We start from the raw sequence: 20,947 nt of genomic DNA, 5'->3' as shown, positions 1-20,947 counted from the left end.
TCGGCGTTCGGCGGGAACGGCGTTTCGTTGCGGTACCAGGTCTGGTGTGCGTAGACCGACACGAGTTCGCGTTCCGGATAACGCAGTGCGGTCAGCTTGCCGCCGAACACCACGCCCGTTTCGAGGCACATGGTGTTGTTGACCCACTTGGCTTCGGGGGTGAGGACGTGCCCGTAGAGCACCATGGCCGCGCCCTTGTAGCCTTTGGCCCACGGCAGGCGCACGGGCATGCCGTACTGGTCCGTCTCGCCGGTCGTGTCGCCGTACAGGGCGAAGCTGCGCACCTTGCCGCCGGTGCGGCCGTGCATGCGTTCGGGCAGGCCGGCGTGCGCCACGACGAGGTTGCCGCCGTCGAGGACGTGGTGGTGGGCCAGGCCGTCGCAGAACTCCTCGACCTGGCGCCGGAACTCGGGCGTTTCCTTTGCCAGTTGTTCGAGCGACTTCTCCAGGCCGTGGCGCACCGTCACGTTGTGTCCGCGCAACGCGCGCATGAGCTTCTCTTCGTGGTTTCCGCGCACGCTGAGGGCGTGGCCGTGGGCGACCATGCCCATGACCAGGCGCAGCACGCCGGGAGTGTCCGGGCCGCGGTCCACGAGGTCGCCGACGAACACGGCCTTGCGCGTGCCGGGAGGGATCGCGTCGACCGCCCTGCCCTCGTCGTCGTGCTGGATCTCGTACCCGAGCTTCGCGAGCAGTTCTTCCAACTCCGCACGGCATCCGTGCACGTCACCGAACACGTCGAAAGGTCCGGTCTCGTGCATCAGGTCGTGTGCGGGTCTGTCGCTCGTCGAGTCGTCCACGAGGTCGAGTTTGATCGACAGACGCTGTTTTCGCAGGCGATTTAGGGTGGAGGTCATGGCGAACCGACTCGCGGACGCGACCAGCCCCTACCTGCTGCAGCACGCGGACAACCCGGTCGACTGGTGGCCGTGGTCCGAGGAGGCGTTCGAGGAGGCCCGGCGGCGCAACGTGCCGGTGCTGCTGTCCGTCGGGTACGCCGCCTGCCACTGGTGTCACGTGATGGCACACGAGTCGTTCGAAGACGCTTCGGTGGCTTCGTTCCTCAACGAGAACTTCGTGCCGGTGAAGGTGGATCGGGAGGAACGCCCGGACGTCGACGCCGTGTACATGGAGGTCACGCAGGCCATGACCGGCTCGGGCGGGTGGCCCATGACGGTGTTCCTGACGCCCGACGCGCGGCCGTTCCACGCGGGCACCTACTACCCGCCGTCGCCGAGGCCTGGCATGCCGTCGTTCCGGCAGTTGGTGGAGGCGGTGTCGGCGACCTGGGTTTCTCGTCCGGGCGAGATCCTGGAGTCCGCTTCCGCCGTGGTGGAGGAGATTTCTCGGCACGCCGCGCCGTTGCCGCCGTCCGTTGTGGACGCGGATGTGCTGTCCGGCGCGGTGGTGTCGTTGCTGGGGGAGTTCGACCGGCGCAACGGCGGGTTCGGCGGGGCACCGAAGTTCCCGCCGTCGATGGCGCTGGAGTTCTTGCTGCGCCACCACGAACGGACCGGGTCGGTCGAGGCCGTGTCGATGGCCACCGCCACGGCCGACGCGATGGCCAACGGCGGGCTCTACGACCAGCTCGGTGGCGGGTTCGCGCGCTACAGCGTCGACGCGTCGTGGGTGGTGCCGCACTTCGAGAAGATGTTGTACGACAACGCTTTGTTGCTGCGGTTCTACGTGCATCTCTCTCGTGTGACTGGTGCTGAGCGCTATGCGCGCGTTGTGCGTGACACGGTTGGGTTCTTGTTGCGTGAGCTGCGCACGGACGCCGGTGGGTTCGCGGCGTCGTTGGATGCGGACACTTCCGGCGTTGAGGGCCTCACTTATGTGTGGTCGTTCGAGGAGTTGGGTTCCGCTGCTGCTTCTTTCGGGGTGACGGCCGAGCCGAACTTCGAGGACGGCAGGTCGACGTTGCGGTTCGTGTCGGAGCCGGGGGAGGAGGTGCGTGCCTCGCTGCTCGCCGCGCGGGCGTTGCGGCCGCAGCCCGGCCGGGACGACAAGGTGATCGCCTCGTGGAACGGCATGGTGATCGCGGCGCTGGCCGAGGCGGGGGCGTTCTTCGACGAGCCGTCGTGGATCGCGGCGGCGTCGGACGCGGCTTCGTTGCTGGCTTCCGTGCACCTGGTGGAGGGGCGGCTGCTGCGCACCTCCCGTGACGGTGTCGCCGGGCCGTCGTTCGGGGTACTGGAGGACTACGGCTGCGTTGCCGATGGGCTGTTGGCCCTGCATCAGGTGACGGGCTCGATCCGGTGGCTCGACCTCGCGTGTGGCCTGTTGGACACCGCACTCTCTCGTTTCGCCGTTCCTGACTCTGCCGGCGCCTACTACGACACGGCTGACGACGCCGAGACGTTGGTGCGCCGTCCTGCCGACTCCACGGACAACGCGTCGCCGTCGGGCGCGTCGTCGTTGGCCTCGGCTCTGCTGACCGCGTCCCTGCTGGCCGGCGCCGACCGTTCGTCGCGGTACTTCGAGGCGGCTTCCGCGGCCGTGACGCGGGCCGGGCTGCTGGCGGCCCGTGCGCCGCGGTTCGCGGGGCACTGGCTGACCGTGGCCGAGGCGTTGGTGGCCGGGCCGTTGCAGGTGGTCGTGGTGGGTGCCGACGACACACGGCGTGCGGCGCTGTGGGCGGCGGCGGTGGCCCATGTGCCCGGAGGCGGCGTCGTCGTGGCCGGTGAGCCGTCATCCGTGCCGTTGCTGGAGGACCGGCCGTTGGTCGACGAGGGCCCGGCCGCCTACGTGTGCCGCGGGTACGTCTGTGACAGGCCCGTCGTTTCGGCAGAAGCCCTGGTCACTTCGCTGATGGCGAACACCCTTCGCTGATTGCAGGCGTAACGTCAGTAATGACGTAATCATGTAATCAGAGGTGGTTGTGATGGGACGTGGATGGCGAGGCAGAGGCGGGTGGCAGCAGGCCGACCTGCCCTCGGCCGACGACGCGGCGGCGTGGTTCGCGGGCAGGCTCCCGGACGGCTGGTTCACCGGTCAGCCCGAGGTGATCGTCGACCGCGAGGAGATCACCGTCATCGGCACCCTGCCGGACCTGGAAGGCGAGTTCGACGACGCCTCCAGGGCCGCGGCGGAGTCGGGCCGCGTCTCGCGCTGGCGTGAGGAGACCCGGGACGAACGCATCGAGATCGCGCGTCAGGCCGAGCACCGCTACGGCCGCAAGGTCGCCTGGGGAGCCGTCCAGGGCGGCACGCGCGAACTCTTCACGCACCTGGCCGTGCCGGTCATGACGCGCCTGCGCCAGCCGGAACGCCAGGTGCTCGACACGCTCGTGGCCGCCGGCGTGGCGCGCTCACGGGCAGACGCCCTCGCATGGGCCGTGCGCTTGGTGGGCGAACACGCCGACACGTGGCTGGGCGAACTCCGTGACGCCATGTCCCGTGTCGACGATCTGCGTTCGCAGGGGCCGGATTTGGCCTAATTTGTCGTGCGTGGACTTGACTTCCATCGCAGCAGCAGTGGTCGCGCACGAACCAGGCGCGGTGCAGAACTTCATGGAACAGGCCCAGGGCTGCTCGCACGACGAACTGTCGGCGGCGGCCCTGGTCCTTTCCGCCTCCCCGGACCTGGAGATCAACGACCTCCTGGCCTCGCTCCTCTTCCACATCGGCGCGTGCGAGGCCTTGACGCCGTTGGTCGAGCGGGTCGCCGAAGCACTGGAACGAGGCGACGACTCGTGGGAAAGCATCCTGCTGGTTCCTCTGCAGGACGAGGACGTACGGGCAGGTCTTCCGCACCGCGACCGCCTACTACGGGCCACGTCTTCTGACACGTTCCTGTACGGCCTGTTGTCGGTCATAGACCTGGAACCGCTGTTGGTCCTGCACACCCCGACGCGCACCGGTTTCGAGGTGACCATCGGCGGCATCGGCGACAACTTCCAGCTCCACACCCTCCTCGCCTACCGCCTGATCCCTGCCCACATCCCCGGCGAACCTCTGCGCCAGTCCTGGGTCGAGGCCGCCTCCGTGGGCGAGGACCTCCAACCTCCAGGCGGAATCCACGGCCAGTTCGAACTGACCGACGCCCTCGGCGACAAGATCTGGAACGAAGGCCGCCCCGCTGACATCCCGCTGCACGAGGGCCGCCGGATCGTCGTGCTGAGCCCGCTGACCTACCAGCGCAGCTGGAACACGGGCCGCATCTACCCCTTGATGACCCCGATGGTCGACGTCACCGGAGTCCTCTCCTCCGACGAGGCCTCGGCCTGGCTGTCCAAGCTCGGCGTGTGAGACCTGCGCAGCCCGATGACGCACCCGAGTGCGACCGTGCTGACGCCGATGACCGACACGAGAGAGAGTGACTGAGCACCCAGCAGCACGGAGGTCGCGAGGCCGGACACCGGCATAAGTCCGATGAGCACGCCGGCGCGGTCGGAGCCCAGGCGGTTCACGGCGAAGTACCAGAGCCCGAACGCCAGCGCGGTCACCACGATCGCCAGCAGCCCGAGCGCGAAGGCCTGCCGCGTGTCCGGCATCCGCCAGCCGCCGACGAACGTCCCGAGCACCGCGCCGATCACCGTCGCGAGGATGCAGGTCCACGTGGCCACGCCGAGCACGCCAAGGCGTCGTACGACTCCCACGGCGAAAAGCGTGAAGCAGACCTCACCGGCCATGGTGACCAACGCCAGTGCGAGGCCAGGGCCGTGCCACGAGCCGCCGCCGGACAACAGCACGATGCCCGCGGCCACCACCACGGCACCTACAACGGCCGATGCGGTGCGTTGACGTGAGAGGAGCGCCAACGCGATCGGCGCGCCACCCATGACGGCGGCGACGAAGCCGGGTTCCGCGTACTGCTGGGCGGCGATGAGCACGGCGTTGAAGCCGAGCATGCCGGTGACGACCACGCCGAGCAGCGGTGGGACGTCCCGCCACGACGGCATCGGCAGACGGCGCGCCACCAGCAGCAACACCGCCGCGCCGAGGGCGTAGCGCATGGCCTGACCGGTCAGGACCGGGTAGCCCTCCAGCATTCCCGTGATCGGCACCGACGCGCCGACGATCGTTGCCGCTGTCGCTCCCGCGGCCACCCCGAGTTTCATGACAGAAAGCCTTGCGCTGAACTGGTCCAGGTTTAAGCTCCACTTCGATGGCCACGAACTGGACCACTTTCCGCGAGCTGTTGTTGCCGGGGCATCAGCGGCGCCGCGGCGTGGAGGTCGAGCTGCGCCGGGCGATCCGGGACGGGCGCCTCCCACCCGGCACGCGGCTGCCGTCGAGCCGCGACCTGGCCGCCCAGCTCGACGTGGCGCGCGGGACCGTCACGTCGGCGTACACCCAGCTCGTCGCCGAGGGCTATCTCACGACGCGGCGCGGTTCTGGCACGACGGTCGCGAGCCTCGGCCCGGCCGGAGCGTGCGGCGTTCCGGAACCACCCCAGCGGTGGCGCTACAACCTGCGCCCCGGCCTGCCCGCGCTGGGCGCGTTCCCGCGCGCCGAGTGGGTGGCGGCGCACCGCGTGGCGCTCGCCGAGCTCCCCGACGACGACCTCGCCTACCCCGACCCGGCCGGTTTCGTGGGGCTGCGCAAGGAGATCGTCGACTACCTGGCGCGCGTCCGGGCGGTCGTCGCGAAGGACGCGGTGATCACCAACGGCGCCGCGGACGGGCTGCAGCTCACCGCCAGGATCCTCAACGGCAGCATCGCGATCGAGGAGCCCAGCCACTTCGGCGGCGAGAACATGCTCCGGTCGCACGGCCTCAACACCGTGCCGATTCCGGTGGACGACAAGGGAATCCGCGTCGACCTGCTGTCCAAAACGGACTGCAAGGCCGTCCTCGTCACCGCGGCACACCAGTTTCCGCTGGGCGTGGTGCTCCACCCGGAACGGCGGCGAGCGCTCGTCGAGTGGGCGCGCGAGCGGGACAGGCTGATCATCGAGGACGACTACGACGCCGAGCACCGCTACGACCGGCCCGCGCTGGGCGCGTTGCAGGCGCTCGCCCCCGACCACGTGGTCTACCAGGGGACGACGAGCAAGGTGCTGGCGCCCGCGTTGCGACTGGGATGGCTCGTGGTGCCCGAACGGCTGCGCGAGGGCATCGTGCAACGCAAGCAGTACAACGACATGGGCACCGGCACGATCCCGCAGGCCGCGTTCGCACACTTGTTGCGCACAGGCGGCTATGACCGGCATCTGCGCCGTACGCGCGCGCTCTACCGGAAGAGGCGGGATGCGTTGCTGGAGGCCGTTGCCGCACATCTGCCCGCATGGCAGCCCATCGGCGTCGCGGCCGGTTTGCACGTCGTGCTGCGCATGCCCGACGGGACCGACGACCTGGCGTTGAAGAGCAGGCTCGCGGAGCGTGGTGTGCACGTCTGGGCGTTGGCGCAGTACACGCGCACGCCCATGTGGCCCGGCCTGGTCCTCGGGTACGCGGCGCTCACGCCCGACCGCCTGCGTGAGGCGGTCAGGGAGATCGCGGACGTCGCTGTTTAGAGGATGTGCTCGCGCTTGGCGCTCGCGTCGGCACTCGTGCCGGAGCCGAGGATGTGCTCGCGATCGCCGGTGGCGGGACCGCCGAACGAGGTGGCGGCGACCGCCGCGAACAGCAGGGCGGCAGCGATGAAAGCACGCATGGCGCGGTAAACCCCCAGGTAGAACGGTTGACCCGGTCAGCCTAGTCCGCGCCTCCAGAAAATGTCAGTGCTCGGGTGCACCATGAGACCTGTGCTTCTCTCCGAAGTGGTCGACACGTCGGCCGCAGTGGCGGCGACCCGGTCGCGCCTGGCCAAGGTCAAGGCGCTGTCCGCGTTGCTGCGCGCGGCGACGGCGGACGTAGTGGTCGCGGTGGTGTCCTTTCTCATAGGCACGCCGCGGCAGGGGCGCATCGGCACGGGCTGGCGCACCGTCGTCGACCTGTCCGTGGCACCTGTCCCGAGTGCCGAGCTGACGGTCGCCGAGGTCGACGCGGCGCTCGCCGAGGTGTCCGCGACCTCCGGCAAGGGCTCGGCGCAACGCCGGGTCGACCTGCTGACGGCGCTCTTCGCCCGCTCCACCGAGCAGGAGCAGGACTTCTTACGTCGCCTGCTCACCGGCGAGCTCCGCCAGGGCGCGCTGGAGGGCGTGATGCTGGACGCGATCGCCTCCGCGGCGGACGTGCCCGGCGAGACCGTGCGGCGGGCGTTCATGCTGTCCGGCCGCCTACCGGAGACCGCCGTGGCCGCCCTCGACGGCGGCGCGCAGGCCCTGGAGGCGTTCCGGCTGGAGGTGGGCCGCCCCCTGCGCCCGATGCTGGCCTCGCCCGCCGAGTCGCTGGACGAGGCGCTGGCCGAGATCGGCAGCTGCGTGGTGGAGCACAAGCTGGACGGCGCCCGCATCCAGGTGCACCGCGCCGGCGACGAGGTCCACGTCTACACGCGCACGTTGCGCGAGATCACCAAGACCGTGCCCGAACTGGTCGACCTGGTCCGCACCCTGCCGTGCACCTCCGTGGTGCTGGACGGCGAGACCCTGGCCCTGACCGACGAGGGCAGGCCCCGCCCGTTCCAGGAGACGATGAGCCGCTTCGGCGCGCAGGACGAACGAGAGCTGCTCCTGCACCCGTACTTCTTCGACTGCCTGCACCTGGACGGCAAGGACCTGCTCGACGACCCCCTCCGCGACCGCCTGGCGGCCCTGCGCCAGGTGGCAGGCGACCACGTGATCCCAGGAGTCCTGGACCCGACCCCGGAACAGGCGGCGGACGTGGTCGCGGCGTCCCTGGCCGCAGGCCACGAGGGCGTGATGGTGAAGTCACTGGCCTCGCCCTACGCGGCAGGCAGACGAGGCAAGGCCTGGCAGAAGGTGAAGCCGGTCCACACCCTCGACCTGGTCGTCCTGGGCGTCGAGTGGGGCAGCGGCCGCCGCCGAGGCTGGCTGTCGAACCTGCACCTGGGCGCCCGAGACCCGGACGGCGGCCCTCCGGTCATGGTGGGCAAGACCTTCAAGGGCCTGACCGACGAACTCCTGAAGTGGCAGACCGAGGCCCTCCAGCAGATAGCCACCGACCAGTCCGACTGGGTCGTCATGGTCCGCCCGGAGCTGGTGATCGAGATCGAACTGGACGGCGTCCAGGTCTCCCCGCGCTACCCAGGAGGCGTGGCCCTGCGCTTCGCCCGAGTGGTCCGCTACCGCCCGGACAAAGACCCGTCAGAAGCCACCACCATCGACGAGGTGCGGGCCCTGCTGCCCAAAACCCAGCCACCCCCGAAGCCCTGACCGGTCCGATATTCACATGCGCCCGCAGCGCGGCCGGCCATAGCGTCATCGCAATGACCTCCCCAGCCGCGCTGCTCAGCGCCTTCGACACCCAGGCCCGCCCAGCGGAGTGGACGATCCTGGACCCTGGCGCCGAGGTGCACCAGGACGGCCCGGTGTTCCGCGTGACCTGGCCGAGCCGCCGAGGCTTCATCGGCGGCCCACCGGCCCTGAACGTCGAAGGCCAGGCCCTGGACACCCTCATCGCCCGCCAACGCGACTACTTCACGGCCCGCAACCAGGCCGTCGAGTGGAAGACCTGGAGCCACGACACCCCGGCAGACCTCCCCACCCGCCTGGAAGCAGCAGGCTTCGAGTCAGAGGGCCGCGAAACGGTCCTGGTAGGCCTGGCCGCCGCCATGACCACCCAGCCCACCCCGGCCGGCGTGACCATCCGCGAGGCCACCACAGAGGCCGACGTCCACGCTCTGGCCGCCACCGCCACGGAGGTCTTCGGCCGCGACCACGACTGGCTGGCGGCCCGCCTCCTCGAAAGCCAGAACGACCCGAACATGATCGCCGTCATCGCCGAGGCGGACGGCCAGGTCGTGTCCTCCTCGCGCATCGAGTTCGTCCCCGGCACGGAGTTCGCGGGCCTGTGGGGTGGCGGCACCCTCGAAGCCTGGCGAGGCAAGGGCATCTACCGAGCCCTGATCGCCCACCGCGCTCGGCTGGCCGTGGCGCGAGGCACCAGGTACCTCCAGGTGGACGCCTCCGAGGACAGCCGCCCGATCCTCGAACGCCTCGGCTTCACCGCCATCACCACCACGACGGGCTACGCCTGGACCCCGAGGTAGCCCTCGATCGGTCCGGAGTGGTCAGGTGCGCGGGACGAACCGGGCGACTCCATCGCCGACCGCCACGTGCCGGCGCAGGTGCTTGTCGGGCTGTTCGTAGCCCAGGGCGGTCAGCACCTGGCTGCCACAGCGCTCGTCGACAGCCCGGGCAGTGACCTTTCATCGTCAGCCCGTCCGACCCGCCCGCCCCCGCGCTTCCTTACCTTGCGGAACGAGCGAAAGTCGTTTGGGGTTCCCGGCTATCCACAGGTTATCCCACCCGGAGGTATCCGCAGGTCAGAATGCCGCCAGCCTGTGGACAACTCGCGATCTTGCGGTGGGTGGAGCTCTGGGCCGGCGCCGACCTGCGCGACGCCTCGTCCAGCCCGGCCCCACGCCCCGACCCTAGTCACGACGCGTCGAGTCAGGTGCCCTGGTGAGACGCTGCGGGTATCGTGGAAGCACGTGCGGTTCATCGAAGGGCATCGACCCTCTTACGACCTGACCTACGACGACGTGTTCCTCGTTCCCGGCCGCAGTGCTGTGGAGTCCCGGTTCGGCGTCGACCTCTCCACTTCGGACGGCACCGGGGCCACGATCCCCATCGTCGTCGCCAACATGACGGCCGTGGCCGGGCGGCGGATGGCGGAGACCATCGCGCGGCGGGGTGGGCTGGTGGTCATCCCGCAGGACGTGCCCACCGAGGCCGTTGCGGAGATCATCTCGTGGGTCAAGGAGCGGCATCCTGTCTGGGACACGCCGTTGACGCTCGGCACCGGGGACGCGGTGGCTGATGCGTGGAATCTGTTGCACAAGCGGGCTCATGGGGCCGTTGTCGTGGTGGACGACGGCGGGCGGCCGCTCGGAGTGGTGGACGAGGCTGCGTTGACCGGGGTGGATCGGTTCGCGCGGCTTGGTGATGTCATGAACACCGACGTGTTGAAGTTGTCGCTCGAGTCGCGGCCTCAGGACGTGTTCGACGAGTTGCACCACAGCGCGCACAAGGTCGCGTTGGGTGTGGACGAGTCGATGCGGCTTCGCGGGGTGTTGACCGAGTTGACCGCGCTCAGGGCCGAGGTCTACCAGCCGGCCAAGGACGACGACGGCAAGCTGAAGGTCGCGGCGGCCGTCGGGGTCAACGGGGACGTGCGGGCCAAGGCCGAGGCGTTGGTCAAGGCCGGTGTGGACGTTCTCGTCGTCGACACGGCTCACGGGCACCAGGAGAAGATGATCGCCGCGCTCGGAGCGCTCAAGGAGATCGGTGTGCCGGTGGCCGCGGGGAACGTGGTCACGGCCGCGGGTGTGCGGGATCTGGTCGAGGCCGGGGCCGACATCATCAAGGTCGGCGTCGGGCCCGGTGCGATGTGCACGACGCGGATGATGACCGGCGTCGGGCGGCCCCAGTTCAGCGCGGTGGCCGAGTGTGCGGCGGAGGCGCGCCGGCTCGGGAAGCACGTGTGGGCCGACGGTGGTGTGCGGCATCCGAGGGACGTGGCGCTCGCGCTGGCCGCCGGAGCGAGCAGTGTGATGGTCGGCAGTTGGTTCGCCGGCACTTACGAGTCGCCAGGGGATCTGCAACGGGATGAGCGCGGGAACCTTTACAAAGAATCCTTTGGAATGGCTTCGAAGCGGGCCGTGAGCGCGCGGACGCGGGGGGACAACGCGTTCGAGCGGGCCAAGAAGGGGCTGTTCGAAGAAGGGATCTCCACCTCCAAAATGCGGTTGGACCCGGTGCGTCCGAGCGTGGAGGATCTGCTCGATGCGATAACGTCCGGCGTTCGCTCGGCCTGCACGTATGCCGGCGCGACCTCGCTGGAGGAATTCCACGACAAGGCTGTGCTCGGCGTTCAGTCCGCCGCTGGTTTTGCGGAGGGAAGGCCGTTGCCAGGGGGATGGTGAGAAAGTGGACGAAGCGGTCTCGGTAAGAGATCTCCGCAAAGTCTATAAAACGGGACAAAAGCCTGCGGTGGACGGATTGAGCTTCGACGTCCACCGCGGTGAGGTCTTCGGGTTGCTCGGGCCCAACGGCGCCGGCAAGACGACGACGGTCGGCGTCCTCACCACGCGCGTCCGCCCCACGTCGGGGCAGGCGCTCGTGGAGGGGGTCGACGTGGTGGCGGACTCGAAGCGGGCGCGGCAGCTGCTGGCCGTCGTGCCGCAGCGCAACAACCTCGACCGGTCGCTCAACGCGCGGCAGAACCTGTTGTTCCACGCGGCCTACCACGGCATCGGGCCCAAGGAACGGCAGCGGCTCGCCGACGACATCATCGAGCGGATGGGCCTCAAGGACCACCAGAACGCGCTCGTCGACACGTTGTCGGGCGGGCAGGCGCAACGGCTGATGATCGCCCGCGCGTTGATGCACCGGCCGAAGGTGCTGTTCCTCGACGAACCGAGCACCGGGCTGGACCCGCAGGCCCGGCTCTTCGTCCACGAACGGATCGCGGCGCTGCACGCGGACGGCGTCACGGTCGTGCTCACCACGCACGACATGGACGAGGCCACCAAGCTGTGCGACCGGGTCGGCATCGTCGACCACGGCAAGCTGCTCACGCTCGACGCGCCGGACGAGCTCACCAAAAATCTGCCCGGCAGCAACACCGTCAGCGTCACGGTGAGCCCCAACGGCCACGACACCGTCAAGATCACCCAAGCTCTGTCCGAAGTGGACGGAGCGCAGCGGGTCGAGGAGATCGGGAACATGTTCCGCGTCTACACCGACGCCGACACCTCGATCACACTGCCCGCGGTGCTGAACGTGCTGCGGGACCTCGACGTGACGGTCAGCGACGTCGCGATCGGCAAGCCCAGCCTCGAGGACGTCTTCATCCACCTGACCGGCAGGGAGCTGCGGTGAGCCAACTCAGGACGTTCCAGGCGATCCTGTGGCGCGACGTCTTCGTCACGGGCCGCGAGCTGCCCAGCTTCCTCGCCCAGGTGATCATCCAGCCGTTCTTCATCCTCTTCATCTTCGCGAAGGTGCTGGGGGACATCGGGTACGTGCAGAACGACTTCGCGCAGGTGCTGCTCCCCGGCATCATCGCGATGAACGGCTTCCTCGGCGCGCTGCAGAACACGACATTGCCGCTGGTGCTCGACTTCAGCTGGACGCGCGAGATCGAGGACCGGCTGCTCGCGCCCATCTCCATCCCGCTCGTCGCCGTCGAGAAGATCGTGTTCGGTGCCATCCGCGGCTTCTTCGCGGCCGTGCTGATGGTGCCCGTCGGGTTCGTCATGCTCGACGTCTCCTGGGCGTGGGAAGGAATCCCGGGCGCGCTGCTGGTGATCATTCTCGGCTGCCTGGCAGGCGGATCCGTGGGCATGGTCATCGGCACGTCGGTGCCCGCGCGGCGCGTCAACGTCATGTTCGCGGTCATCCTCACGCCGTTGCTGTTCACCGGTTCGTCGCAGTTCCCGTGGCGGTCGCTGAGCGACGACCTGCTGTGGTTCAAGGTGATCTGCGCGCTCAACCCGCTCACGTACGTCAGCGAGGGCATGCGCGCGGAGCTCGTGCCGAACGTGCCGCACATCCCGCTGCCGATCGTGCTGCTCGTGCTCGTCGTCGCGATCGCGGGCTTCGGCGCCCTCGGCCTGCGCGGCTTCATGAAGCGCGCACTCGACTAGGAACAGCAGACGAAAAACGGCCCCGCGCACCGGAAGTGCGCGGGGCCGTTCTCACGCCGGGACGACTAGGAGGCGTAGTCCTCCTCCAGCATCTCGGTGACGAGAGCCGCGATCGGCGAACGCTCCGAGCGCGTCAGCGTGACGTGAGCGAAGAGCGGGTGGCCCTTCAGCTTCTCGATCACCGCCGCCACGCCGTCGTGCCGGCCCACCCGCAGGTTGTCGCGCTGCGCCACGTCGTGCGTCAGCACCACCCGCGAGTTGCTGCCCAGTCGCGACAGCACGGTCAGCAACACGTTGCGCTCCAACGACTGCGCCTCGTCGACGATCACGAAGGAGTCGTGCAGCGAACGGCCGCGGATGTGGGTGAGGGGCAGGACCTCGAGCATCCCGCGGTCCATCACCTCTTCCACGACCGCCTGGCTCACCAGCGCGCCGAGGGTGTCGAACACCGCCTGCGCCCACGGCCCCATCTTCTCGTTCTCGCTACCCGGCAGGTACCCGAGCTCCTGGCCGCCGACCGCGTACAACGGCCGGAACACCACGACCTTCCGGTGCTGCCTGCGCTCCATCACGGCCTCGAGGCCCGCGCAGAGCGCCAGTGCCGACTTGCCCGTGCCCGCACGTCCGCCCAGCGAGACGATGCCGACATCGGAGTCCAGCAAGAGATCCAGGGCGATCCGCTGTTCCGCGGACCTCCCGTGCAGTCCGAACGCCTCCCGATCCCCGCGCACCAGCCTGATCTGCTTGTCCGCGGTCACCCGGCCCAGAGCGCTCGACGTGCCCGACAGCAACCGGAGTCCGGTGTGACAGGGCAGCTCGGCGATGTGCTCCAGGTCCTCGTACTGGGTGGGGTCGACGACGTTCTCCTTGAACAGGCTGTCCACCAGGGACTGCGGAACGTCCATGTCGGACATTCCCGTCCAGCCTGACAGGGTCACGTCGTGCGCCCGGTACTCCTCCGCCGGCAGGCCGACCGATCCGGCCTTGACCCGCAGCGGCATGTCCTTCGTCACCAGGGTGACGGCGCGCCCCTCAGCAGCGAGGTTGAGGGAGCAGGCGAGGATTCGGGCGTCGTTGGAGTCCGTTCGGAAACCTGATGGCAACACCTCCGGGTCGGAGTGGTTGAGCTCGACGTGCAAGGTGCCTCCCAGATCCCCGATGGGGATCGGCGAATCGAGGCGACCATGCCGCAAGCGCAGGTCGTCGAGAAGACGCAGTGCTTCCCTCGCGAACCAGCCCAGTTCGGGGTGGTGGCGCTTGCCCTCCAGCTCGCTGATCACCACGAGCGGCAGCACGACCTCGTGCTCCGCGAACCGGGTGGGGGCGAGAGGATCGGACAGCAGTACCGACGTGTCCAGCACATATGTCGTGATGGCCGGTGCGGCGGACTTGCGCCTGGAGGAAGAACTGCGCGATGAGCCTGAGGTACGGCTCGCGGGACGTCGTGCGTTCACGGCAACTCCCTCACGAACGCGGCACCCGCGTCCGCTCCTCGCTGGGCCAGGCACCACCCTGATCGGTCGTCTCGCCTTCCGCCGGTGACGGCGTCAGGCAGGTCGACCACGAGGGCCGGGTGCCGGCCCCCTCGCGACTTTTTCTGCCACGATCAGAGCCTCCCTGCGCGGTCCGCAGTGGTCGCGTCCCGCCGCTTTCGAAGTTACCTGTGGAAGTGCCCCATCTGCACGAAGCCACACAGGTGAATCCGAATTTGTCATCTTCCGGACAACAAACCGAAACATGGCCGCAGCCGTGTTTCCGCTGGTCAGATGGCGTTCTCCTGGGTGTTGCGCGCAAGCCACGAGAGACCGTCGCGAACCTGGGATTCGAGTGAATCCGGTACGAGGGGCTCGTCGAGAAGTCTCAGATAGCGGGAGTCGAGCGACTCTCCAGGCGCGCGGACGTCGAGCCAGGCCCGCACCAGACGCACCCCTTCGACGTATGTGGTCGTGTACGCGCGCCACAACGGGTCCGCCAGAAAACGAACCATTTGCCGTGCGCGGGCCTCGGGGACTAGCAGCCACCTGCACAGATGCGCAACCACGTCATCCTGATCCGCACCCCGATCGTGTAGCAGCAGGGCCGCGTCCTGCCGCACCGTGAGCAGGCCGGACGCCGCCGCCTCGACCTTTTCGGACAGTTCGCCGTCCATTCGCAACCCCAGGTCGCCGAGCACCGCCTCGGTCCACCGGCCCCAGCCCGGCCCGACCGCGGCGTGCAGGCCCAGGTCCGCCATGCCCTCGGCCATCAGGCACTGCGGCGTGTTGATCAGGAAGATCGACTGCTCGGCGTGGCCGCGCTTCGCGACCAGCCCGGCCTCCTTGCGGCAGTGCTCGGTGTGGTGGCCCGGATAGGACTCGTGCGCGACCAGGTGCGGCAGGTTCGACATGCGATGACCCATGTCGGCGTTGACGGCCACACGGCTGCGGTAGCCGCCCAGGTAGTAGTTGAAGCCGCTCCACGGCTTGTTCGTGACGATCTGGTACTCGACGATCTCCTGCTCGGGCAGCGCGAACTTCTGCCTGACCCGGTCCCTCAGGGCGCTCGACAACGCCTGCACGGCGCCCTGGAGGCGGCGCCGGGGCACCTCGTCGTCCGCGCGGAAGTCGCCGAGGCGCTCGGCGAGCGTTCCCGGGCCGTCCAGCACGGCGTTGAGGCTGCGGTGGGCCTGCCGGTACACGTCCTCGTCGCCGGGGCGGATGCGCACCTGGAAGTACTGGTGGACCTCGTCGACGAACGAGACGGGCTGGCCGTCGAGCTTGCGCGCCGTGCACTCCAACGCCCGCAGGTGCGCGTCCAGGAACTGTTTGCGCTGGTCAGCGAGGTCGCTGCCGGGGAGTTCGCGGCGCAGCAGCCGCGCGTGATCTCCCAGCGCCCGCGGGTGCAGGCGTGGTTCGTTGTCGACCGCGCGGCTCAGGGCCTGGTCGCCGGTGTACGAGTCGACGAACCCGGGCACCAGGCGCCCGAGCCGAAGCCCCAGCACCAGGTATGCGCGCACGAGCTCGTTGGCGTCCATGAGCCGGAGAGCTTAGAGCGTCTACCACAGCGCCTTACTCGCGACCGAATCGTGAAACGACGACCACTCCATCGGGGAATGTTGTTGATCTTGACGTCACACAATGGGGTCACGCGGGCCGCCAATTCGGATCAACACCTATAGCGTTTCCGCCCGGAGACCCCACCGACTCCGGAGATCCCCGAAGACTCCGGAAATGACGGGGATAACCCGACATGAAGGAGAATCACATGAAGAAGGCTTGTGCCGTGGTGGCTGCTGCCGCCGCGCTGTCGCTCGCGTTCGCCCCGGCCGCCATGGCCGGCGAGGGCCACGGTGGACACCACTGGAAGAACGGCCCCCTGCTGGTTCTGCTCAACGGCAACAACCTGAACGGCACCATCGGCGCCTGCGGCAACAACGTCGGTGTCCTGGGCGGCGCCGTGCCGATCAACTCGCCGTCGATCACCGAGACGTGCGCCGCCGGCGGCATCGTCGACGAGGGCTGATCTCCCTTTAGATCTACGTCTGGGGGCGTCATTTCTGGCGCCCCCAGACGCGTTTTCCCGCTTTAAACCTTCATGAGGAGAAAAATCGTGCTGAAGAAGGCTGCCGCCGCTCTCGGCGTCGCTGCTGCGTTCGTCGTCATCGGTTCCCCGGCAATGGCCGCCCCCGGCCACCACTGGGTCAACGAGCCGCTGCTGATCGTCGGCAACGCCAACAACCTCAACGGCGTCGTCGGCGCCTGCGGCAACAACGTCGGTGTGCTCGGCGCGGCGGTTCCGGTGAACTCGCCCTCCATCACCGAGACCTGCGCCGCCGGTGGCATCGAAGACGGCGACGACTTCGGCCCGCACTGGGGCTGATCTCGGTTGCACGAAGGGGCGCTCACCTCGCGGTGGGCGCCCCTTCGGCGTTTCCGTGTCCGTCAGCCGCCGTAGCGGCGGTGGCGCTTGGCGTACTCGCGCATGGCCCGCAGGAAGTCGGTGCGGCGGAAACCGGGCCAGTAGGCCTCGCAGAACCAGAACTCCGAGTGCGCCGACTGCCACAGCATGAAGCCGGAGAGCCGCTGCTCACCGGACGTGCGGATGATCAGGTCGGGGTCGGGCTGGCCGGACGTGTAGAGGTGCTCGGCGATGTGGTCGACGTCGAGGACCTCGGCGAGCTCCTCGATCGTGCCGCCGCGCTCGGCGTGCGCCTGCAACAGCTTCCTGACCGCGTCCGCGATCTCCTGCCGGCCGCCGTACGCGACGGCGACGTTGACCTGGATGCCCGTGCGGTTCTTGGTGCGCGCGGTCGCGTTCGAGAGGCGTTCGGCGTGCTCCTTGGGCAGCATGTCGAGCGCGCCGACGTGCCGCACCCGCCACGGGTTGCCGTCCTCGGCCAGTTCGTCGGTGATGTCCGCGATGATGTCGAGCAACGGCGCCAGCTCGTCGTTGTCGCGACTGAGGTTGTCGGTGCTCAGCATCCAGAGCGTGACGACCTCGACGTTCGCCTCGCCGCACCACTCGAGCAGCTCGAGGATCTTGCGCGCGCCGGCCCGGTGTCCATGTGCGACGTCCGTGAACCCGGCTTCTCGCGCCCACCGGCGGTTGCCGTCGAGGACCACGCCCACGTGTTTGGGTGCCTGGGCGCTCGAACTCACCTCGCGCCGGAGAATCCACTCGTAGAGGTGGACGGCGACGTCTTTCACACGGGTGCGGAGTGCCACGTCCGAACAGCGTACGCCGTGCAAGGTTCATCACTGAGCCGCGGTAGGAAACCTACGGTCGCGTAACCTAGGGCCCTGTGACCACTGCGACCGTTCCTCCCCAGCCCGGACTGCGGCCGCGCCTGCGTGGATGGCTGCACTTCTGGTCGTTCATCGCCTCGGTGGCGACAGGCGCGACACTCATCGCTCTGGCAGCGTCCACAGTGTCCGCGCGCGCTGCCCTGGCCACCTCCGTCTACGGCCTGACGGTCCTGGGCCTCTTCGGCGTCTCGGCGCTGTACCACCGCGTGACGTGGAAGTCCGACCGCGTCCGCACGTGGATGAAGCGCATGGACCACTCGATGATCTTCGTGTTCATCGCGGGCACCTACACGCCGTTCGCGCTGCTGGCCATGGACCCCGGAACCGGTTCCACCGTCCTGTGGGTCGTGTGGATCGGCGCTCTGCTGGGCGTGACCTTGAAGCTCGCGTGGCCGCACGCGCCGCGCTGGCTCGGGGTGCCGATCTACATCGCGCTCGGGTGGGTGGCGGTGTTCGTGCTGCCCGAGCTGCTGCACCACGCCGGGGTGGCCGCTCTCGTGCTGTTGTTGGTGGGTGGCGCTTTGTACACGGTGGGTGCCGTGTTCTACGCGACCCGCTGGCCGAACCCGTGGCCGCAGGTGTTCGGGTACCACGAGTTCTTCCACGCGGCGACCGTGGTGGCGGCGATCTGCCACTACATCGCTATTTGGCTCGCGATGTACTCCTGAGCCGGAGGCTTCGGGTGGGTTGAGCTTGTCAGGCCGTCAGGCCCGCTTCTTCGGCTTGAAGAGCGCGTTGGTGGCCTTCCTGCTCTTGTCGCCGCTGGACGGCATCAGGTGCATGTAGACCCGCAGCGTGAAGCCGGGGTCGCCGTGGCCAAGATTGACGCTCAGCGACTTGATGGAGACGCCGTTTTCCAACTGGACGGACGCGTACAGGTGCCGTAGCGCGTGCATCCCGTCGTCTTGGTTCACGTAGTCGAGGCCAGCCCGCGTGAACGTTGGGCGCCACACGCCCATGTTGAACTTCTGTCGTCGGCAGGCGCTCTGTCCGGGCAACCCCGAAGTGGTCGATCAGCGTGGCTTCGTAGGGCAGCTGCTCGCCAGGAGCCAGGCGTCCGTGATCGATGTGCGCGCGCAGGATGTTCGCGATCTTGCGGTACGGCGGCCGATCGCTGGACCTGTCTATAGTTCCTAGATCGAGCATGGTCACCTACCCCTACAGACGACTAGATGAGTCATTTTTTCACGCTAGTCTGCTGAGGGAAAGTGCAGGCAATGACTGAGACACCGCGCCATTCGGTGAGCGTCGCCGGAATCGTCGTCAACGACGAAGGTAAGGTTCTTGTCATTCGCCGCCGTGACAACGGCCACTGGGAGCCCCAGGCGGTGTACTCGAAATCGGGGAGACCTTCGAGGACGGCGTGCGTCGGGAGGTTCTTGAGGAGCCTGGAATCTTGGTTCGAGTTGAGCGACTTACCGGTGTTTACAAGAATATGAACCTTGGCATCGTTGCTCTTATATTTCGCTGTGATCCTTTGGGTGAGCCTATCGGGCCAACTGATGAAGCATCGGAGATTCGCTGGATATCCATGCAAGAGATCCGAGGATCGACGGCACCCGCGTACGCAACACGTATTGCGTACGCATTTGAGTCACGGTCCGTAAACGCTCGTATCCATGATGGGGTCAGTTTGATCGACTGAGGCTTTGTCATGCTAGCTGTACTGCTTGTCGGTGCCCTAGTGAAACTGTGGGGGATCGTCGTCCATTGGAATCATTGCTTCGATCTCACGCCTCAGTTTGGTTGCTTCAAATTGAAGATGATCAAGTAGTGTAGTTGCCTGCCCAAGGCTTGCTTTCGCGTTGGCGACCCTCTCTGTAAGCCCGTAGATCCTTTCCTGTGCTGCGGAAGCCGCACTCGAATCGCCTTTGAGATCGGCTCTCTCTTTCTCTATCGTTGCTTCGTGTAGCTGCTCTTGTAGAACTGTGAGGATCTCAAGGCTACGGTCGCGCATTTCTGCTGCATTGTTCGCCTCCAGGTCGGACAGATGAAGTCTTTTGAGCATTTCGCCGGGATTGTTTACACGCGAGGCGGCCTTGATGAGTCGGGTTATCTGCCTTTCGGTAAGAGATGTTTCCTTGCTGAGTATCTTAATTGCGTCAGATATCGGGTATCGCCTTTTGGGCTGCGCTTCAGGGGTATCATTAACCACCCGGATCTCTTCGACGACCGCCTCGTCAACTGGCACTGATCTGCGCTCGTCAAAGATTCTTACGAACTGGTTCGATCGGTAAGAGTAAAATGCCTGACCTGTCTCATCGCAGAATTCCTTGCGAAGACGAGGCTCCGGTCCTAGTACTTCGCCTTCGCTCTCCCACCACCAGTCGCTCTTCTTGTCGTCTGTTACGAAAAGGACGTCAGCCTCATTGTTTCGAGCGTGCTCCAGGATTTGCCACCAAAGAATATAGTCTCCGTAGCAGCGAGGTGCAGGCTTGTTCTTGGCATCCTTGTAGCCAGGTGGTATGCTTTCTTCGAAGCGTATCTTTGCGACTTTATAGAGGTCCTCAAGTTTTCCGGGCGAAGGCTTTGGCCCTATCTTCCCTTCGTATAGCTCCGCCAGGCTTTCGAGCACGGAGTCATTTTGTGGGGTAATGGCATAAGAGTTCATTTGCGAAGAGTGCATTTCTCTGACCTGACGCTTAAAGTCATCGACAACGCGGTCCCACTGGGATTGCAGGGCGTCTGGTTCAAAAAAAGCATTCTGCGAGTACTCCTGTAGGGTGCTGGAAAGTCCTTTCTTGAAAGACTCTAGAGTACCTTCAATCTTCTTTCCCATTCCTCTCTGTTCGCGAATCCTGTTGACGCGATTCTCGTGAAATTCAAACCCGACTTGATGTGGAATCCAGAGTCGGTCGGCGGAGTCGCGCAAAATATTCATTAGTTTATCGCGTGCACTGGCGGAAAGCCGATAGAGGCTAAGTAGTACATTTGTATCAACAACTACGAGGGCAGATGTCCAGATTTTGTCAATCTCATCCGATGTAGGAGGGTGGTGACCGATGAACTCGCGGCGCATCCCTTTAGGATGCGCCTATATTGACAATGAAGCAAGAGGTCGTCTCGGATCAGTCTGAGAGTCATGGGCTGCGGAGTGCGGGACAGTCTCTGCTGAATTCAGCTTTATGGGATCAAGGCGCCGCCGTCGGCGGCGCGCGACGGGCCAGTCGCCTACCAGCGTGGCCCGCATCCATCCGGGCACGTCGGGCTCCCGCTTCGCTCCGCCCGCCGGCCACGGCGGCACGGCCTATGAGGTGGCGCGGCAGCGCACCGTCAACGGCGGAACCAGAACCACGAGCTACCCGCAGACCCCAGTCGGAACGATCGCGCAGACGGCCAGCTGACCGAGCCGGGCACGGCGATCGACTGCCGCGACGGCTACGCCGCCTTGCTACCGAGCAACGACCCCAGACAGCACAAAGGGCACCACCACGACACGCCATGATCGGTCACGGCCAGCGGCACCGCGTCAAGACGGGAAAGCGTGTCTTGACCCGCCACCAC

General features: G+C 67.1%; 21 protein-coding genes and 2 pseudogenes. 14 read left to right on the top strand and 9 right to left on the bottom strand.

The features are described from left to right. Positions 1-17: 17 nt before the first annotated feature. Positions 18-752, bottom strand: a pseudogene (locus tag ACFWNN_RS14550) (metallophosphoesterase); the annotation flags it as partial. Positions 753-855: 103 nt separating this feature from the next. Here ACFWNN_RS14550 and ACFWNN_RS14545 point away from each other — a divergent pair. Genes ACFWNN_RS14545 through ACFWNN_RS14535 form a run of 3 tightly spaced genes read left to right on the top strand, consistent with a single transcriptional unit; the run spans position 856 to position 4,250 of the window. Next, a complete protein-coding gene (locus ACFWNN_RS14545; protein WP_382440370.1) occupies positions 856-2,832 on the top strand; it encodes a thioredoxin domain-containing protein in 1,977 nt (658 codons plus the stop codon). Positions 2,833-2,884: 52 nt separating this feature from the next. Next, positions 2,885-3,439 carry a hypothetical protein gene (locus tag ACFWNN_RS14540; protein ID WP_382440369.1) on the top strand — a complete coding sequence of 185 codons (555 nt, stop codon included), beginning with the start codon at positions 2,885-2,887 and terminating at the stop codon, positions 3,437-3,439. A gap of 10 nt (positions 3,440-3,449) precedes the next feature. Further along, positions 3,450-4,250: a hypothetical protein gene (locus ACFWNN_RS14535; RefSeq protein ID WP_382440368.1), complete on the top strand. Its 801-nt coding sequence runs from the start codon at positions 3,450-3,452 to the stop codon at positions 4,248-4,250. Here ACFWNN_RS14535 and ACFWNN_RS14530 read toward each other — a convergent pair. Further along, positions 4,163-5,062: a DMT family transporter gene (locus tag ACFWNN_RS14530; RefSeq protein WP_382440367.1), complete on the bottom strand. Its 900-nt coding sequence runs from the start codon at positions 5,060-5,062 to the stop codon at positions 4,163-4,165. The two genes, ACFWNN_RS14535 and ACFWNN_RS14530, sit on opposite strands and share 88 nt — an antisense overlap. A 47-nt stretch (positions 5,063-5,109) precedes the next feature. On the opposite strand from ACFWNN_RS14530, the gene ACFWNN_RS14525 reads away from it, so the two are divergent. Then, positions 5,110-6,459, top strand: a complete 1,350-nt coding sequence (locus ACFWNN_RS14525) for a PLP-dependent aminotransferase family protein (protein WP_382440366.1) — start codon at positions 5,110-5,112, stop codon at positions 6,457-6,459. On the opposite strand, the gene ACFWNN_RS14520 is transcribed toward ACFWNN_RS14525, so the two are convergent. Then, positions 6,456-6,599 carry a hypothetical protein gene (locus tag ACFWNN_RS14520; RefSeq protein ID WP_382440365.1) on the bottom strand — a complete coding sequence of 48 codons (144 nt, stop codon included), beginning with the start codon at positions 6,597-6,599 and terminating at the stop codon, positions 6,456-6,458. The two genes, ACFWNN_RS14525 and ACFWNN_RS14520, sit on opposite strands and share 4 nt — an antisense overlap. 91 nt (positions 6,600-6,690) lie before the next feature. On the opposite strand from ACFWNN_RS14520, the gene ACFWNN_RS14515 reads away from it, so the two are divergent. The 5 genes from ACFWNN_RS14515 (at position 6,691) to ACFWNN_RS14495 (ending at position 12,659) form a co-directional block, all read left to right on the top strand. Continuing rightward, on the top strand, positions 6,691-8,220 hold the full coding sequence (locus ACFWNN_RS14515) for an ATP-dependent DNA ligase (RefSeq protein ID WP_382440364.1): 1,530 nt from the start codon (positions 6,691-6,693) through the stop codon (positions 8,218-8,220). Positions 8,221-8,273: 53 nt separating this feature from the next. Further along, a complete protein-coding gene (locus tag ACFWNN_RS14510) occupies positions 8,274-9,056 on the top strand; it encodes a GNAT family N-acetyltransferase (protein ID WP_382440363.1) in 783 nt (260 codons plus the stop codon). Between the two features lie 444 nt (positions 9,057-9,500). Beyond that, on the top strand, positions 9,501-10,934 hold the full coding sequence (locus ACFWNN_RS14505; protein ID WP_382440362.1) for a GuaB1 family IMP dehydrogenase-related protein: 1,434 nt from the start codon (positions 9,501-9,503) through the stop codon (positions 10,932-10,934). 4 nt (positions 10,935-10,938) lie between these two features. Next, entirely contained in the window at positions 10,939-11,892 is a 954-nt protein-coding gene (locus tag ACFWNN_RS14500) for an ATP-binding cassette domain-containing protein (protein ID WP_382440361.1), read from the top strand. Next, positions 11,889-12,659, top strand: coding sequence for an ABC transporter permease (locus tag ACFWNN_RS14495; protein ID WP_382440360.1), 771 nt, complete (start codon positions 11,889-11,891; stop codon positions 12,657-12,659). The genes ACFWNN_RS14500 and ACFWNN_RS14495 overlap by 4 nt, the downstream gene beginning before the upstream one ends. 65 nt (positions 12,660-12,724) lie before the next feature. On the opposite strand, the gene ACFWNN_RS14490 is transcribed toward ACFWNN_RS14495, so the two are convergent. After that, positions 12,725-14,032: a PhoH family protein gene (locus tag ACFWNN_RS14490; protein WP_382440407.1), complete on the bottom strand. Its 1,308-nt coding sequence runs from the start codon at positions 14,030-14,032 to the stop codon at positions 12,725-12,727. Between the two features lie 389 nt (positions 14,033-14,421). Beyond that, a complete protein-coding gene (locus ACFWNN_RS14485; RefSeq protein ID WP_382440359.1) occupies positions 14,422-15,672 on the bottom strand; it encodes a DUF885 domain-containing protein in 1,251 nt (416 codons plus the stop codon). A 230-nt stretch (positions 15,673-15,902) separates the two neighbouring features. Here ACFWNN_RS14485 and ACFWNN_RS14480 point away from each other — a divergent pair, with 230 nt between their 5' ends. Both ACFWNN_RS14480 and ACFWNN_RS14475 read left to right on the top strand, forming a co-directional pair. Beyond that, complete coding sequence (locus ACFWNN_RS14480; protein ID WP_285643532.1) at positions 15,903-16,160, top strand: hypothetical protein; 258 nt, start codon at positions 15,903-15,905, stop codon at positions 16,158-16,160. 87 nt (positions 16,161-16,247) lie between these two features. Next, positions 16,248-16,517, top strand: coding sequence for a hypothetical protein (locus ACFWNN_RS14475; RefSeq protein ID WP_382440358.1), 270 nt, complete (start codon positions 16,248-16,250; stop codon positions 16,515-16,517). Positions 16,518-16,579: 62 nt separating this feature from the next. Here ACFWNN_RS14475 and ACFWNN_RS14470 read toward each other — a convergent pair whose 3' ends face one another. Next, a complete protein-coding gene (locus ACFWNN_RS14470) occupies positions 16,580-17,362 on the bottom strand; it encodes an isoprenyl transferase (protein ID WP_382440357.1) in 783 nt (260 codons plus the stop codon). 77 nt (positions 17,363-17,439) lie between these two features. On the opposite strand from ACFWNN_RS14470, the gene ACFWNN_RS14465 reads away from it, so the two are divergent. Then, positions 17,440-18,111, top strand: a complete 672-nt coding sequence (locus ACFWNN_RS14465; protein WP_285643529.1) for a hemolysin III family protein — start codon at positions 17,440-17,442, stop codon at positions 18,109-18,111. A 36-nt stretch (positions 18,112-18,147) separates the two neighbouring features. Here the strand turns inward: ACFWNN_RS14465 and ACFWNN_RS14460 are convergent, their stop codons facing one another. Continuing rightward, positions 18,148-18,357 carry a hypothetical protein gene (locus ACFWNN_RS14460; RefSeq protein WP_382440408.1) on the bottom strand — a complete coding sequence of 70 codons (210 nt, stop codon included), beginning with the start codon at positions 18,355-18,357 and terminating at the stop codon, positions 18,148-18,150. Between the two features lie 85 nt (positions 18,358-18,442). Then, positions 18,443-18,589: pseudogene (locus tag ACFWNN_RS14455) on the bottom strand (GntR family transcriptional regulator); the annotation flags it as partial. A gap of 217 nt (positions 18,590-18,806) precedes the next feature. On the opposite strand from ACFWNN_RS14455, the gene ACFWNN_RS14450 reads away from it, so the two are divergent. Then, positions 18,807-19,088: an NUDIX hydrolase gene (locus ACFWNN_RS14450; protein WP_382440356.1), complete on the top strand. Its 282-nt coding sequence runs from the start codon at positions 18,807-18,809 to the stop codon at positions 19,086-19,088. Positions 19,089-19,124: 36 nt separating this feature from the next. On the opposite strand, the gene ACFWNN_RS14445 is transcribed toward ACFWNN_RS14450, so the two are convergent. Beyond that, on the bottom strand, positions 19,125-20,462 hold the full coding sequence (locus ACFWNN_RS14445; RefSeq protein ID WP_382440355.1) for a PIN domain-containing protein: 1,338 nt from the start codon (positions 20,460-20,462) through the stop codon (positions 19,125-19,127). A 160-nt stretch (positions 20,463-20,622) separates the two neighbouring features. Between ACFWNN_RS14445 and ACFWNN_RS14440 the strand changes: the two genes are divergently transcribed. After that, entirely contained in the window at positions 20,623-20,787 is a 165-nt protein-coding gene (locus tag ACFWNN_RS14440; RefSeq protein ID WP_382440354.1) for a hypothetical protein, read from the top strand. The last annotated feature ends 160 nt before the right edge of the window (positions 20,788-20,947 follow it).

Origin of the sequence: Lentzea sp. NPDC058450, from assembly GCF_042721395.1 — a bacterium.
GTDB lineage: Bacteria > Actinomycetota > Actinomycetes > Mycobacteriales > Pseudonocardiaceae > Lentzea.
The sequence above is the reverse complement of the archived record's forward strand: the minus strand, read 5'-3'. Positions and strand labels throughout refer to the sequence as shown.

What these genes read in the sequence shown, in the direction of transcription:
- ACFWNN_RS14540 (WP_382440369.1), top strand. Translation starts at nt 2,885, where the DNA reads ATGGGACGTGGATGGCGAGGCAGAGGCGGGTGGCAGCAGGCCGACCTG.
- ACFWNN_RS14445 (WP_382440355.1), bottom strand. Translation starts at nt 20,462, where the DNA reads ATGCGCCGCGAGTTCATCGGTCACCACCCTCCTACATCGGATGAGATT.
- ACFWNN_RS14510 (WP_382440363.1), top strand. Translation starts at nt 8,274, where the DNA reads ATGACCTCCCCAGCCGCGCTGCTCAGCGCCTTCGACACCCAGGCCCGC.
- ACFWNN_RS14545 (WP_382440370.1), top strand. Translation starts at nt 856, where the DNA reads ATGGCGAACCGACTCGCGGACGCGACCAGCCCCTACCTGCTGCAGCAC.
- ACFWNN_RS14525 (WP_382440366.1), top strand. Translation starts at nt 5,110, where the DNA reads ATGGCCACGAACTGGACCACTTTCCGCGAGCTGTTGTTGCCGGGGCAT.
- ACFWNN_RS14530 (WP_382440367.1), bottom strand. Translation starts at nt 5,062, where the DNA reads ATGAAACTCGGGGTGGCCGCGGGAGCGACAGCGGCAACGATCGTCGGC.
- ACFWNN_RS14520 (WP_382440365.1), bottom strand. Translation starts at nt 6,599, where the DNA reads ATGCGTGCTTTCATCGCTGCCGCCCTGCTGTTCGCGGCGGTCGCCGCC.
- ACFWNN_RS14480 (WP_285643532.1), top strand. Translation starts at nt 15,903, where the DNA reads ATGAAGAAGGCTTGTGCCGTGGTGGCTGCTGCCGCCGCGCTGTCGCTC.
- ACFWNN_RS14485 (WP_382440359.1), bottom strand. Translation starts at nt 15,672, where the DNA reads ATGGACGCCAACGAGCTCGTGCGCGCATACCTGGTGCTGGGGCTTCGG.